This is a genomic window from Acidianus manzaensis, from assembly GCF_002116695.1.
In the GTDB taxonomy this organism is placed as follows: Archaea; Thermoproteota; Thermoprotei_A; order Sulfolobales; family Sulfolobaceae; genus Acidianus; species Acidianus manzaensis.
This window is the reverse complement of the sequence record NZ_CP020477.1, coordinates 845941-859962: the sequence shown is the minus strand read 5'-3', so window position 1 is coordinate 859962 and position 14022 is coordinate 845941. Positions and strand designations below refer to the sequence as shown.

Genomic DNA, 14022 nt, shown 5'->3' with positions numbered 1-14022 from the left:
ATAAGGTGAGACAAAAATGGAACTTCCAAAAGAGATAGAATTATTATTTAGAGAAAATTCTCAATTAGCCGGAAAACTTTCAGATGAGATTCACAAATTAGCTCCAAAAGTTACTAAAAAAACTAATCTAGATAGAATAAAAATCATGAATTTTTGCGGTTCACACGAGTGGACTACAACCCATTATGGTTTAAGAGCATTAATGCCTTCTGAAGTGGAACTAATTCCTGGTCCAGGCTGTCCAGTATGTGTTACCCCTTCAAGCGATATAGAAAACATGATTAAATTAGCAATGGAGGGCTATAGGATTTATACTTTTGGTGATGTTTTCAAATTACCCACTGTTAATCATTACAAAAAAGGAGAAATAGGAAGTTTAGCAGAAGCAAAAGCGTTAGGAGCAGACGTTAGAATAGTTTATAGTTTTGCTGATGCTATAGAAGACGCTAAGAAAGATAATAAGCAATCAATATTCTTTGGAGTTGGATTTGAAACTACTATTCCAAGTTATGCCGTACTTTTTGCTAAGGATAAAGTACCTAAGAATTTAATGTTTTATTCTGCTACAAAATTAACCGCACCAGCAGCTGAATATGCAGTCAAAATTCACAAAGCAAGTAAAAATACTCCAGTATCGGGTGTTATTGGACCAGGTCACGTGTCAACGATAATAGGTGCAATAGGATGGGATTTCTTCCCAAAAGAATATCATATACCAGCTGTAGTAACAGGATTTGAACCTATAGATGTTTTAACAGGAATTTTAACAATATTAAAGGATTTATATACTGGAAATATAAAATACACTAATTTAGAATATAAAAGAGTAGTAAAAATGCAAGGAAATACTTATGCTCAAGAAGAAATAAGAGAAGTTTTTGATGTTGTAGATACAATATGGAGGGGTATTGGAGCAATACCTAAAAGTGGAATGGACTTGAAGGATAATTTAAAGGATAAAAATGCTAGATTATTAATATCTAATACTAAACCTTGGGATTACGATTTGCCTCCCGGATGTAAGTGCAATGATGTAACTTTAGGAACTGCGTATCCTACTGATTGTCCATTATTTATGAAAGCTTGTACTCCAGCTAGGCCCTGGGGTCCTTGTATGGTTTCTATGGAAGGAGCATGCGCAGTTTGGGCTAGGTTTGGATCATCACAAAAAGTATTAGATGCATTAAAAGAGGTGAAATAAAATGTGCTGGGCAGTTCCTGCAAAAGTTATTTCGATAGATTCTGACGTTATGGCTACAGTAGATTTAGGTGGTAATACATTTAAGAAAGTTGCTATAGGAGTAGAAAATCTAAACAAAGGAGATTATGTTATGGTGCATGCAGGAGTCATAATTGCTAAGTTAAGCAAAGAAGAAGTAATTGAAAATATCAAATTCATAGCTGATCAAATAAGAGAGACAGCAGAAATTGAAGGAGAAGATCCTGACAAAGCAGTAAATGAATACATGAGCATAATGTCCGGAGTTCTTAAAGAATTAGAAGGTGAATCTAATGGTAGATAAAATACTTTTATCTCATGGTAATGGAGGAAAGGATACTCAAAACATATTAGATAAATATATTTTCTCAAAATTACCAGAATATCTTAAAAAAACTGATAATGGAGTAGGATTAGATCATCCAGATGATGGTGCTATTGTTCAAGGTAAAATTGTCATAGCTACTGATTCTCATACTATTAATCCTTATTTCTTTCCAGGAGGAAGTATAGGAACACTAGCTGCTTCTGGAACTATTAATGATGTAGTAATGATGGGAGCTAAACCATTAGCAATGCTAGATTCTATAGTAGTAAGTGAGGGATTTCCATTAGATGACCTAGATAAGATAACTACTGATCTAATTAACGTTTTGAAAGAAAATAACATATCTTTAGTTGGAGGAGACTTCAAAGTAATGCCAGCAAATTCCATGTCTGGGATAATAATAAATACTGTAGGTTTAGGAATAGTAGAGAAAAATCCTATAGTTGATAATATACTTGATGGAGATGTAATAATAGTAACTGGAAATATAGGTGTTCATGGAGCTCTTATAGCTTCATTACAATACGAAATAGAATCAACCTTAAAAAGTGATGTAAAACCTTTAACTAAACTGTTAAAATTATTTAATGATTTTCCTAATGATATACATGCAGCGAGAGATCCAACTAGAGGAGGATTAGCCGCTACGCTAAATGAATGGGCTCAACTATCAAATAAAATGATAGTCATAGAAGAGAAAGAAATTCCTATTCCAGAAGAAGTAAAATCAGTAACTCAGATAACTGGATTAGATCCTTTAGTTCTAGCAAACGAAGGAGTTGCAGTACTATCAGTAAATCCTAGTGCTAGCAAAGAAATAGTTAAAGAGCTAGAAGATTTAGGCTTCGAACCTAAAATTATCGGAAAAGTAATTCAACCTACGAACCATGATAACGAAAAGTTAGTTATAGTAAGAACCGAAATTGGTGGAGCTAAGATATTAGAAATGCCTTCAGGTGATATAGTACCTAGAATATGCTAAGGTGATTCAAATGAGTTCCATTCTTGACATTATTCATGAAATAATAGCTGTTAGAGATGTAATAAAAAATGAAGTTCAAAAGCCATTTAAAGATGAACTTTTACAAGTAATATATCAAATAAATCCACCAACAAATGAATATGACATTAACAAGTTATTAAAAGAATATAACGCTAAAGATCTTCTAGAATTAATAAATAAAATTAAAGGAAATATGGTGAAAAAGTGAAAATAGTAATAGGCTTTATTCCATTTTTCTCTACTCCAGACGGCCAAGTTATAGAAGAATTATACAATAAATGGAAAAATAAAGATAACGTATTAGATCTTGAAATGGATCCTATTGCTGCTACAGAAGAAGTGAAAAAATTATCTCCAGACATAGTTCTTCTAGTAGGAAGCAGTAGGTATGCTCCAGAAGGTATATCAGAAAAAGAATTTGTTCTAGAAACTAATGATCCTTGGGAAATGTTAGAACTTATTAGACCAGGTTTAGATGGAAGGTATTACGTTGAAGACATAGCTTATGGATTATTGATTTTCGGAAAATTTAATAAAATATATGCAATATACTATAAAGGAGATTATAGCGAAGAAAAGGTTAAAGAATTAAATAAGAGATTAGAGGAGAAAATAGAATGGCTGTCAAAGTTATAGGACTAGGGAATAGACTTTATGGAGATGATGCTATAGGCTCAATAACAGCAGAGTGTATTGGAGCATTAGATGCAGAAGCTAATGGATTCCAAGCACTGACTTTCATTCAAAAAGATGATATAGTAATTTTTATTGATGCTATGATGATGAATGAAGAGTTTGGCATGTTCAAAATTGATATAAACAATCTAGAAGATATAGAAATAAAGGATCCTCATAGACTATCCCCTATTCAAATAATGTCTTTAGCTATAAAATCTGAGAACGCACCAAAAGAAGCTTATATCCTAGGAATTAAACCTGAAAAAATGGATTGGCCAGGAATATCTAAAGAAGTGCTAAATAGAATAGATCTAGCACTTCACAAATATGAAGAATTCTTAAAGAAATTCGGAATCATCATAGATATAGATAAGACTATACAATGTATAAAAGAAAAAAGCGATAAACCATGGATTTGAAATCTATAACTCAATAAGTGCCCTATTTCAGAAAATATTAACTTTCAATAAACGATGAATAAAATACTTGTCCTAGCGCTATTCCTCCATCACCTGCAGGAACTTTATTCGGAGTAATAACTTCTACGCCTTCCGAATTCTCCATAATACCCTTAAGTATAATTTCGTTTACTGATGCGCCACCAGAAACTAGAATTTTTTCTGGATTTAATTTTAATGCAGTTTTAACTAAAGCCTTACCTAATTTGTATTGAATAGTATAAGCTAAATCTCTACCATCTTTATCTTTATTCTGAATTAACCACTCAAAAGCTTTTTCTGTAATAATCTCATCATTTCTCAAGTCAAATTCAAAATCTAATAATTTACCTTTACTAAATGCTTCAAGCTTTATTGCAGGCTCTCCTTCATAAGTTCTTTTATTACATACTCCTAAAAACGCCGATATTGCATCTAAAAATCTGCCTGTACTAGAAGTCATAAGCGTTTTCTCTTTTAACTGATGTTCTATAACTCTTAGTTCTCTACTATCTAATTTTACAAATTTACTTATTTCGTCAAAAGTTAATATTCTAGAAAGGAAAATTGCTAACATTCTTTCAGGTTTTAAAGCATTTATATCTCCACCAGGATAAGGAACGTATTCCAGATGAAACTCTCTTGAATACTTAATTCCATCGAATTTTATTACTTCTCCACCCCATGCGTTACCATCGTCTCCGTATCCTATTCCATCAATTGTTATCGCTACTCCCTCCTCAATTCCATTTTCTGACGCAACGCTTAAAGCATGAGCAAAATGATGTTGAACTTGAATCAATTCGGCTGAATATTCTTGAGATAATTTTGTAGCTAACTTAACACTTTGATATGAGGGATTCTTATCTGCTATCACTATTTTAGGAGTTAATGAATATACATTCAGAAAATATTTGATATATTTTTCTAAATTATTTAACGTTTCTATCTTGTCAGTATCTCCAATATACTGCGTAGGGATAACTTTGTCTTTAAAACCTATAGCTCCAGCATTCTGCAATTCAGCTCCAACAGCAATAACTGGATAATTAATTTCTCTATTTAGCCTAATCCAAGTAGGAGCGTAACCTCTTCCTCTTCTAAGCATCATTATTCTACCATTCGATACTCTAAGAACGCTATCATCTACTCTATTTACAATTTTCCTATTATGATATAAAACATAATCTACTATTCCATTTAGTTCTCTCCTTACGCATTCCTCGTCAGTGCACATTGGAATTCCATGCTTATTTCCACTCGTCATTATGGAAATTTTATCTTTTAACTGATTAAGAAGCAAATAGTGCAATCCAGTATAGTAAAGAAAGAATCCATTTCTATCTAATCCTGGAGATATTAATTTTGAAATACTCGAATTATCTTTCTTTTTTAATAATACTATAGGTCTTTCCGGAGAATTCAGTAAATATTCTTCTGTTTCACTTACTTCAGCGTATTTTTTAATCACTTCAGTACTTATTCCCATTAATGCAAAAGGTTGTTGAGGTCTTTTTTTCCTTTCTCTCAATTTAATTATTACATCGTCATTAAACGGATCTACAGCTATATGAAATCCTCCTATACCTTTTATAGCTACAATATTTCCTTCTTCAATTAATTTTGCAGTTAACGATATAGGATCTCCATCAATTTTCTCTCCGTAAATTGTTTCTAAAAATAGCTTTGGACCACATATTGAACAACTAATTCCTTGTGCGTCAAATCTCCTTATATTATTAGGATCATAATATTCATTCGTACAATCCTTGCATAATGGAAAATCTCTCATAGAAGTATTTTCTCTATCATATGGAACTTTATATAGAATTGAAAATTTTGGACCACAAAAAGCACAACTATTAAAAGCGTAGTAATATCTTCTCTTGTTATTTTTATCCAATACCTCTTTTAAACAATCGTCGCATATGGATAAATCAGGAGGAATCTCACTAATTTCATGAATTTTATTTCCACTTGATAAAATTTTGAATTCGCTTAAGTCTTCTATGCCACTTTCCTCAACGATCATCTTTTCTATTTTTGCTGATGGAGGCAAATTTGAAAATAGTTCAGAAAAGAATTTTCCGATTAAATCATCATCTTTCCCAATAATTTTTATTTCAACTTCACTACCACCTAAATTTCTAACATATCCTTTGAGATTATTCCTTACTGCAATTCTATATATAAATGGTCTAAATCCTACTCCTTGAACTATCCCAGATATTATAATTCTAAAAGCTTTCACAAGAACTAATTATCTCAGAAAATTATATGTGTTTTTAAGTATTTGATAATATTTTATTAAATTACAAATTATTAGTTAGATATTTATTAATTTATATTTAAACAGAAGTTTTTATATTTAATTATAAAATATATTTATAACTGAAAATAATTTTTGCTCTACTAGCTATTAGTTTGTGGATTATCTACAAAATAAGGCTATTCTCCTTATCAGAATCATCCATAGAAACAACGTAAAGATTCAATCGGAAATAGAAGAATTACGTTTGTATCGTACAGTGCTGATCATTATCAAAAAATCCAGCTTATGTTAATTTCAAAGGAAAACGTAAACCTATAAAAATATACTTAGATAGCATAAAGGCTAGTCGTGCCATTGATACTGCACTCAAATTTCTAGACAAATTATGAATATTTTTATATCTTACAAAATATAGTATAAATAATATTAAATTTTAATATTTTTGCACTATTGAAAAATTTAGAGTCCTATCTTATTCAGTAAGAGTAGCATCTTATTCTATTTTCCAATTTTCAAATATATTAGCATATAATTTAAGTTATAGTATCTTGCTTTGCGTATCTGAAAACTTAACGTTAATGCTGAGTTTTAATTAAGAGAAGAAAGTATATTTGCAATAGTTTACAAGTTACAATATATATTTAAAATTTATTAGTTTAAATATTATTCTACCAATAATTCAATAGATACTATAATTCTGAATAAAATCTCCTACGATTTATCACAAATAGTTCGATTGTTAGAGGTGAAACATGTGATACCTACTACTATCTTACTTTTTTAACTATTAAAGAAATTAACGTGTTAATTATTTTAACTATTTAATAATATTTTGCTAAAATTCTCAAATTATTTAAGTAAATAAATAATACCAAATCTTAAATCTAGAAAAGGTTTTATACTAGAGAATAATATAATTATTAAATAATGGAACCAAAACCTGAAATATCAACATCTAAATTTACTCCACCATCAGAACAGCCAGTAGTTGTTGTAGTAGACGTTATGTTAAGATGTAAGTTAGATAATCAAGTTATGCCTGCTTCTACAGCATTAGAACATCAACAAATGCATATAAATAAAGGAGAAGATCCATGCTTTATAATTGAAAGTTCACCTTTACAACCTAAAAAAGAAGGGAGCACTACTTCAGGAATTATTTAAGAAAATCATTTTTTATTTTTTCCTTTATTTCTCCACTATAATCTTGAATTCTCCCTATGTAATCTTCTATTTTAGGATCTATAGGAATCTCAACTATCTTATCAAAACTATATCCTTCGTATTTTAATTCGTCATAGTTAACAGAACCGAATGGTTTTACAATCTTATCGTCACAGTTGAAATAAGCCATATTGACAACTAATGATACGTTCTTTTTACCCTTCTCTTTTTCTATATAATCTAAAAGATACTTAACAACTTTAATAGAAACTTTAGATGGAGTAGTAACAACCAAAGGAGAATAGTTATTAGCTAATTTCTCTAAAACTAACAATTCATCTCCTAAACCTGGTGGCATATCAAAAACTACATTCCCCTTAAGGTTACTAAAAGATATTAAAGATTCCATAACTGAAGATTGGTTACCTCCAGGCAATATTACGTAGTTATTCTTAACTACCCCGCTTAAACTTATCAAATTCAGCCTACCTATGTTAAAAGGCTCTATTCCATTCTTACTCACTTCATGTAATTTCCCTTCAAAGCCAAAGAGTTTAGATGAAGCCATAGTATGAATATCCATATCAATTAGTGTAACATCTTCTTTTTCAGATAAAACTAAAGAGAAAATAGCTGAAAATATACTCTTTCCTACTCCGCCTTTAGCTGACATTACAGCAAAAATTTTTCGGCCAGACAATTTTTCCTTAGCTAACTGTCTCAGCGGTTCCACTTTCCTTCACCTCTATGCCATCAATAGTTATATCTTGACTTTTAACTATAATATCATGAGAACCACATTTAGGACATTTCAGAAAAGAAGGAGCTAAAGCAGGCATTAAATGTAATGGATATTCTTCTCCAAACTCTGATCTTACAGTATCTAATTGATCTTTAACATCATTAGAGGAAAACTCATACCCACAATTTTTACATACAAAAGTAGGCTCCTTTATCACAATTTCTAATTCCGCATGATCTAAAACTGAATCTTTCTTCATCATATCAAAAGCTTCCTTCAAAATATCAACTTCTAAAAAAGAATAAGAAGGAATTCCTAGCTTTACTTTAGTTACTTCTTTGACGTGATTCTCTTCTGCCCAATTAATTACAGTTCTAATTACAGCATCAGCTACAGACCACTCATGCATAATCTTATACCCAAGATAATATATAATACGCATAATTAAAAAAATTCCTCACATTGAATGATATAATTAAAATAATAACCTTTTTCTATATTATATAGAAAATTGAATATTATAAATAAGCAAGATTTTCTCTAGTTGACAGATTTAATCTTAAGAAAATTAGATTCTTATGACTTATAGATTTATAGTATAAAATATATCAGATGAACAGAAACTAATGATTACTGATTTCTATCCAGGTTTTAGTCAGAACTTAGTGAATAGAACACTAGATAATTAAGTTGAAGATAATTTCCTAAACTTAATTTCTTTTTATAATATAATTTTAATTAAATTAAGTCGATAATTCTTGAATAGTTAGAACAGACTAAAATTAAACATTATCTAATACAGAATAAATTTTTTAGGAATTAAATTTTTTCTAATCTAAATCGAAAAAATATATAAAATTTTTAAGGTAAAAACATAAACCGCAATTTTTATCGTGATTAAACGCTAAAAATTATCCGTTAGTAATACTAGTGATAAAAAGTGTTTTAAAATCAAGCCGTTAAAGTAAAAATTATATCATAAAATTATGTATATAATAATAATAAAATATTAATAAAAACATAAGTTATAGATTCGATAACTCTTTAAAAATTATATCATAAAAACTTCAATTACTGACTATCTAGTAATTTATAAGAGTTTTTGCATAATCTATAGTTAAATTATTATTATAATTTATATTTTAATTTTTATACTATTTATAGTTAATACGATTGAGCTAATCTATTATATTTCTTAGTTAGCTCTCATTCAAAAGAAATAATTACAAAATATCGGCAAATCAAACTACATAATTTTTGGTAAAGACAATATTTATAATTCTTTTTCTAAATTCTATTTACTGAGAATAATAAAATCGGCATCACCATTTAGCTTTTTAGGTGTAACCATACCAAATCCTTGACTTATCTTCTTAATCATTCCATGAGGGTTATTTATTTTGATACCAGCTAAAGCATCTACATATTCTAGTAATTCCTTAGACATTGGAGTGCTTGGACCTACAAGAATTTTATATGCTTTTTTAGCCAATTCAAGTAATCTATCTATAGATTTATTTATTATCGTTGAAGATGTCACTATTAAAATATCAGAATTCTCTATAACACTTTCACTTGCTGTTGACGGCAAAATATTCTCATAAGGATTAATGAGATAAGGATTCAATTCTAAAACTATAAAAGAAGAACATATTTTCTTAAATTCTTCTATACCAGGAAATTTACCTATCATTACTACTCTTTTTCCCTTTGCTATCTCTAAAACGAATTCTAATCCGTTTCCTTTAAAATTCCAACTTGGATCTATTGTAGAATTTATTGAAGCTAATCCAACACTAGCCTCAAGCAAATTCCATGAATATAATAGTTCAGCTAATTGTCCAGTAGTAAAAGACTCCAAATTTCCACCATTAGGAACTTCTCCAATTAAAGGTAATTTATAAGTTAATGCAATACCACAGTTTTTTGATAAGACGCAAGTCCAATTTAGCCCTATAGTTACGTTTTTTACTTCGTAATCTTTTTCTTTAGCATAAGAAACAAGAAAATCAGTCAGCTTCAACGTCTCACCTTAGAAGCACTTCTGATAAGAAGACTTGGCTTAATAGCTAGAATAAGCCCCAAGGATCCACCTAGTGCATGTTCAAAGATAATATGAATAAGCAAACCACCAGCAAAAGGAAAACCTGGCAAAGATGCTACTGTAAATATCCCATTAGTAAATGCAAGAGCTATATCTCCTTTTATTAAAATAAAGAAAATTACTATAAATCCAGCTATTCCACTAAGTATTCTAAGTAGTATCATTAATCTACTACTAATTAAATTTGGTTTCAGAGAAACTAATAAAAATACAATTCCTAAAACTCCAAATGCAGTTATTGGATAAAATGGAGATAAATGAAGCACGTCTAAACCAGCTCTTAACATAACCGAAAAATGAATAGTATAAGCATAAAAAAAATGTGTAAATTGTAAGTAAGCCTTCGGCTAATAATAATGCTCTTTTCCAGTTCATAAATAACTTCACCACTTAATATTATCATTTAGAAATATTTAAACTTATACATATTTAACATTTAATTTAAACTATTTATAGTTAATACATAGATTCTTTGTAAATTAATACTATTCTCTTTATAAGAATTTAACGTTAAGCTTGTTAATTTTTTAAATAGTACACAAACTATTTTTAGGATTATAATAAACTATTAGTAGTTTGTAGAGCATCTGAAAATTGAGACAATTCTCTAAATTAGAATTATTTCGTAGAATAAACTAAGTAACCAAATAATACACAGACTAAATTATCAGAATAACAATTGTCATGGATTCTTAAAGTAGATATTGAGTTCAATTTTCTTAATGTTGAATTACAATTTAATATAGGATAATAGATAAGAAGATGTTTTGACCTATTATCCGATTTTTACTAAATAAAATAAATTTATCTTTCTAAAATATATCATATTTTTACGAAAAAGAATAGAATAAATATAAACGCTTAAAATAAATTAATACTTTTCATTATCTTTATAATGGAATATATTAGAATCAAGTTCATCACTACAAACATTGATATTCCAACTGCTGGTAATTCTCCTGGACTCCATTGCAAAAAGCTATAATCTACATTACTATATTGAGGATAAGAAAGAATAAAGAATATACTGAGAATCGTATCCGCAAGCATGTAAGAAGCTAAAGAAGCAATTTTTACATTTAAAGACATTTTTGGAACATAAGCTCCTACTAATAATCCACCAGCAAATAATGTAAACTCACATAATGCTCTAAAAGGTAAAAAAGCAGCAGCTAAAGCAAAGAAATAAGGAATATGCCAAAATACAGCTGGTATTATACCTATAAGAAATTCTATTATTGAAGTCCTCAGAATTTTGTACCCTATTAAAGCTCCAGCAGCAAATAAAGCATAATGATCTAACATATAAATAATAGGATTACTAAATTGTAACGACTCAGTAATAGGATTGACAAAAGCTACTACAAGAACTATAGGAAAGATAAAACTCTTCCAACTGAATGATGAAGCATTATACCTTATCATAAAATAATATTATTTATAATAACTTAAAAACTTATCTTCTATAACTTTGTATAAAAAGATTAATCTATTTTATAAAAAACTTAAAAAAACAATTATTAATTCATTTAAGCCTATGTACTAAATCCTCTTCATTAAGATCTTTCGTAATTGATTTCATTTCATCTTCAGCTTTAATTTCATTGCTCTCTGTTTTCTCATTTCCTCCAGTAGCTTTTACACCACTAGATGCTATAGGCCCACTTCCAGGTCCGGGTAATCCACCTACACTCACCATTGGTCCAGTAGTCCAGAATAAAGATGTCTTTACTCCAAGTAATGTAAATAGCACAGGTATACCGTACATTACAAAACTTGCTCCCATCATTATAGCGAAATATGTCATTGCTTCCATGAATGGTAAGAATTTTACTGGATAAGCAACCCATCTTCTAATTAAGCCTTCATAACCAGCATAACTCATTGTATAACCTAAAGCTAAAGCACCGACAGTCCACATAGTTAATCCTCCTCCAATCATTCCCTTAGCTAAGGATGAAAAATCAGCATTGCCCATCTTTGTTTTTAACGCGTCTAGCAAAATAGCTACATATCCTACTACAATGATAGTCCATATCATTAAGTGGAAGTGACCAACAATATAGTAAGTATTGTGAACAATAACGTTTAATGGATTAATTGGTAGCAATAGAGCTTGTAACCCAGCTAATATAAATCCTATTAAAGCTATTAAAGCGGCAAAGGCAACAGGATCCTTCCATTTATAGTTACCTGTAAATATTGTTAAACCTAAGTTAAGCACAGTTAAACCAGACCCTGCTGCTAGTATTAACGTAGTAGGAGTTATAAAAGCCCTTAAAACTACTGGTAAAGGCCAGGTCTGTAAATGATGAACCCAGACTAACATACCAAAAGTAAACAGTAAAGCAATATTCCATCTAGCCCACTTTTCACTAAACAATGATCTCCCAGAGAACTTGGGTATTAAGTAATAAATTCCTCCGAATATAGCAAATGGAGCATAATATACTATAGGATGACCCCAGAACCAGAATAGCACCACCCAAGTTAATGGATTAACTGGAACCTTAGCCCAGAAGTATAGAGTGTACCATAATGTAGCAGCTGATAAAGCTGGTTCAGTTATGAAAATAAATGGACCGGCAAAAGTCATACCATAAGCTGCAAATATAGGGATTTTTCCTTCCCTAGGTCTTGTTTTAACTCCATCTAAGAATAGCACAACGGAAGCAATTATTACACCTATAGTATTTAAGAACATCATAAAATAAGCTAGTCCAATCATAGTACTTGCATCCTTCATAGCACCATATATTATCCATGTGGCAGCCTGCAAAGCTAAAGGAGGATACATATACCATCCAGTTGTAGGACCACCTGCAAATTCCACAATCATAGGTAAATTAATTATCCAAAACGCAATAGTCATGATTTTATTGTGAACTATTGACATTCCAGCCTTATAGAATCCGTAAGCAGCGACAGCAATAGCAATATCAATTACTATCATCATCATTCCTGCTTGACCGTGAAAAGTAACTAAGAAGTAGTATAAAGGAGCTACAGCATATCCAGACTTAGGATTAACATGAGGATTTAACAAAATAGTTCTAAACCACATAGCAGCTAATCCCATAGCTGCTAGCCATGCTAACCCTCCAGCAGTATATAAAAAACTAATACCTAAAGTAGATTTAGGATATAACTTGGCCATTTCACATCACCCAGAAATATCCATACATGTATGAATGACCTATTCCACAATATTCTGCGCAATGGAATGTGTAATTGCCTGGCGTTGGAGGTGCATAGAAGAAGGCATAACTATCTATTCCAGGCACAATATTCCAGTTCTGAGGACCATGAGGTAATCTCATATAGAAAGCGTGAACTACATTATTACTGTACAATACCATTACAACTGGCTGATTAGGATATATTTTAATGTAAGGATATCCATTAATATAAGTGATAATATTATTCACGCTAATATTATGTTGAACACCATTAATGTAAACTATTTCTGTAGCATTTTGTGGTATCCATGACCATTGAACTCCAAGCATATATATTACTACAGTACCATTGGGTAGAGGCTTCGGAAGTGCGCTACCTAGAGGTAATCCAGTTCTATACGTTGCTGCATTACCACTTATTATAGTAGCATATGAAAATCCTACGAAAATTGCAACAATAACTAGCATAACTACAAACCATATTTTTTCCCAATCTCGTTTATGTAGATCTTTACTCAATTTTGGTCAAAAATAAAAAAGGATTAATTAGTTAAAAAGCTTTTCTTATAATAGGTTATAAAATATTTTTTAAAAAAATCTAATATTTTTATTCGAAAGTAGTTCTTCTCAAAAATAGATAAAATAAAATTCCTCCTACTATTGCTACTCCTGCTAATCCAAATCCTATAGCATCTTCAAGACTTATACTGGCTGGAGATGCATATGTTGAAACAGCCCATATAAACATTTCTGATCGAAATATATTTTAACAAAATTATCCTATTTAAAGTTTAGCTTAAATTCTTTCATTAAAAGATTTATTTAGAAGAGCACAATATTAAATTATTTTATATACTTTTATAAATAAAAAAATCTTATAATAAAGTATTTAAAAA

At 30.0% G+C, this 14022-nt stretch carries 16 protein-coding genes; 7 read left to right on the top strand and 9 right to left on the bottom strand.

The genetic code is table 11. The features are described from left to right. Positions 1 to 16: 16 nt before the first annotated feature. The 6 genes from hypD to B6F84_RS04080 are packed head-to-tail and all read left to right on the top strand — an operon-like array spanning position 17 to position 3647. Positions 17 to 1201 carry a hydrogenase formation protein HypD gene (hypD, locus tag B6F84_RS04105; RefSeq protein WP_148691055.1) on the top strand — a complete coding sequence of 395 codons (1185 nt, stop codon included), beginning with the start codon at positions 17 to 19 and terminating at the stop codon, positions 1199 to 1201. Between the two features lies 1 nt (position 1202). Continuing rightward, positions 1203 to 1523 (top strand): HypC/HybG/HupF family hydrogenase formation chaperone, encoded by a 321-nt coding sequence (locus B6F84_RS04100; RefSeq protein WP_148691054.1) that lies wholly within the window; start codon positions 1203 to 1205, stop codon positions 1521 to 1523. Next, positions 1513 to 2529, top strand: coding sequence for a hydrogenase expression/formation protein HypE (gene hypE / locus B6F84_RS04095; protein WP_148691053.1), 1017 nt, complete (start codon positions 1513 to 1515; stop codon positions 2527 to 2529). Before B6F84_RS04100 ends, hypE begins: the two co-directional genes overlap by 11 nt. Positions 2530 to 2539: 10 nt before the next feature. After that, a complete protein-coding gene (locus B6F84_RS04090; protein WP_148691052.1) occupies positions 2540 to 2758 on the top strand; it encodes a hypothetical protein in 219 nt (72 codons plus the stop codon). Continuing rightward, entirely contained in the window at positions 2755 to 3186 is a 432-nt protein-coding gene (locus B6F84_RS04085) for a hypothetical protein (RefSeq protein WP_148691051.1), read from the top strand. Before B6F84_RS04090 ends, B6F84_RS04085 begins: the two co-directional genes overlap by 4 nt. Next, complete coding sequence (locus B6F84_RS04080; RefSeq protein WP_148691050.1) at positions 3168 to 3647, top strand: hydrogenase maturation protease; 480 nt, start codon at positions 3168 to 3170, stop codon at positions 3645 to 3647. The genes B6F84_RS04085 and B6F84_RS04080 overlap by 19 nt, the downstream gene beginning before the upstream one ends. A 37-nt stretch (positions 3648 to 3684) precedes the next feature. Here B6F84_RS04080 and hypF read toward each other — a convergent pair whose 3' ends face one another. Next, positions 3685 to 5916, bottom strand: a complete 2232-nt coding sequence (hypF, locus tag B6F84_RS04075) for a carbamoyltransferase HypF (protein ID WP_148691049.1) — start codon at positions 5914 to 5916, stop codon at positions 3685 to 3687. A gap of 948 nt (positions 5917 to 6864) precedes the next feature. Here hypF and B6F84_RS04070 point away from each other — a divergent pair. After that, on the top strand, positions 6865 to 7101 hold the full coding sequence (locus B6F84_RS04070; protein WP_148691048.1) for a hypothetical protein: 237 nt from the start codon (positions 6865 to 6867) through the stop codon (positions 7099 to 7101). On the opposite strand, the gene B6F84_RS04065 is transcribed toward B6F84_RS04070, so the two are convergent. The 8 genes from B6F84_RS04065 to B6F84_RS13820 all read right to left on the bottom strand — a co-directional run bounded on the left by B6F84_RS04065 (position 7094) and on the right by B6F84_RS13820 (position 13874). Then, positions 7094 to 7834: a P-loop NTPase gene (locus B6F84_RS04065; RefSeq protein WP_187152748.1), complete on the bottom strand. Its 741-nt coding sequence runs from the start codon at positions 7832 to 7834 to the stop codon at positions 7094 to 7096. The genes B6F84_RS04070 and B6F84_RS04065 overlap by 8 nt on opposite strands. Continuing rightward, positions 7809 to 8252 carry a hydrogenase maturation nickel metallochaperone HypA/HybF gene (locus B6F84_RS04060; RefSeq protein ID WP_148691047.1) on the bottom strand — a complete coding sequence of 148 codons (444 nt, stop codon included), beginning with the start codon at positions 8250 to 8252 and terminating at the stop codon, positions 7809 to 7811. Before B6F84_RS04060 ends, B6F84_RS04065 begins: the two co-directional genes overlap by 26 nt. Before the next feature lie 885 nt (positions 8253 to 9137). Continuing rightward, a complete protein-coding gene (locus B6F84_RS04055) occupies positions 9138 to 9866 on the bottom strand; it encodes a Rossmann-like domain-containing protein (protein WP_148691046.1) in 729 nt (242 codons plus the stop codon). Beyond that, positions 9863 to 10234: a hypothetical protein gene (locus B6F84_RS04050; RefSeq protein ID WP_148691045.1), complete on the bottom strand. Its 372-nt coding sequence runs from the start codon at positions 10232 to 10234 to the stop codon at positions 9863 to 9865. Before B6F84_RS04050 ends, B6F84_RS04055 begins: the two co-directional genes overlap by 4 nt. Positions 10235 to 10808: 574 nt before the next feature. Beyond that, entirely contained in the window at positions 10809 to 11372 is a 564-nt protein-coding gene (locus B6F84_RS04045) for a DUF1404 domain-containing protein (RefSeq protein WP_148691044.1), read from the bottom strand. Between the two features lie 100 nt (positions 11373 to 11472). Continuing rightward, positions 11473 to 13104 carry a proton pump complex quinol oxidase subunit SoxB gene (gene soxB, locus B6F84_RS04040; protein WP_148691043.1) on the bottom strand — a complete coding sequence of 544 codons (1632 nt, stop codon included), beginning with the start codon at positions 13102 to 13104 and terminating at the stop codon, positions 11473 to 11475. A 1-nt stretch (position 13105) separates the two neighbouring features. Then, on the bottom strand, positions 13106 to 13645 hold the full coding sequence (gene soxA, locus B6F84_RS04035) for a proton pump complex quinol oxidase subunit SoxA (RefSeq protein ID WP_236749054.1): 540 nt from the start codon (positions 13643 to 13645) through the stop codon (positions 13106 to 13108). 88 nt (positions 13646 to 13733) lie between these two features. Next, positions 13734 to 13874, bottom strand: coding sequence for a hypothetical protein (locus B6F84_RS13820; protein ID WP_187152747.1), 141 nt, complete (start codon positions 13872 to 13874; stop codon positions 13734 to 13736). Positions 13875 to 14022 lie beyond the last annotated feature (148 nt).

Excerpts from the sequence above, each read along its gene's own strand:
- hypE (WP_148691053.1), top strand. The coding sequence starts at position 1,513 with ATGGTAGATAAAATACTTTTATCTCATGGTAATGGAGGAAAGGATACT.
- B6F84_RS13820 (WP_187152747.1), bottom strand. The coding sequence starts at position 13,874 with ATGTTTATATGGGCTGTTTCAACATATGCATCTCCAGCCAGTATAAGT.
- soxB (WP_148691043.1), bottom strand. The coding sequence starts at position 13,104 with ATGGCCAAGTTATATCCTAAATCTACTTTAGGTATTAGTTTTTTATAT.
- B6F84_RS04100 (WP_148691054.1), top strand. The coding sequence starts at position 1,203 with ATGTGCTGGGCAGTTCCTGCAAAAGTTATTTCGATAGATTCTGACGTT.
- B6F84_RS04045 (WP_148691044.1), bottom strand. The coding sequence starts at position 11,372 with ATGATAAGGTATAATGCTTCATCATTCAGTTGGAAGAGTTTTATCTTT.
- B6F84_RS04060 (WP_148691047.1), bottom strand. The coding sequence starts at position 8,252 with ATGCATGAGTGGTCTGTAGCTGATGCTGTAATTAGAACTGTAATTAAT.
- hypD (WP_148691055.1), top strand. The coding sequence starts at position 17 with ATGGAACTTCCAAAAGAGATAGAATTATTATTTAGAGAAAATTCTCAA.
- B6F84_RS04050 (WP_148691045.1), bottom strand. The coding sequence starts at position 10,234 with ATGTTAAGAGCTGGTTTAGACGTGCTTCATTTATCTCCATTTTATCCA.
- B6F84_RS04070 (WP_148691048.1), top strand. The coding sequence starts at position 6,865 with ATGGAACCAAAACCTGAAATATCAACATCTAAATTTACTCCACCATCA.
- B6F84_RS04090 (WP_148691052.1), top strand. The coding sequence starts at position 2,540 with ATGAGTTCCATTCTTGACATTATTCATGAAATAATAGCTGTTAGAGAT.
- B6F84_RS04080 (WP_148691050.1), top strand. The coding sequence starts at position 3,168 with ATGGCTGTCAAAGTTATAGGACTAGGGAATAGACTTTATGGAGATGAT.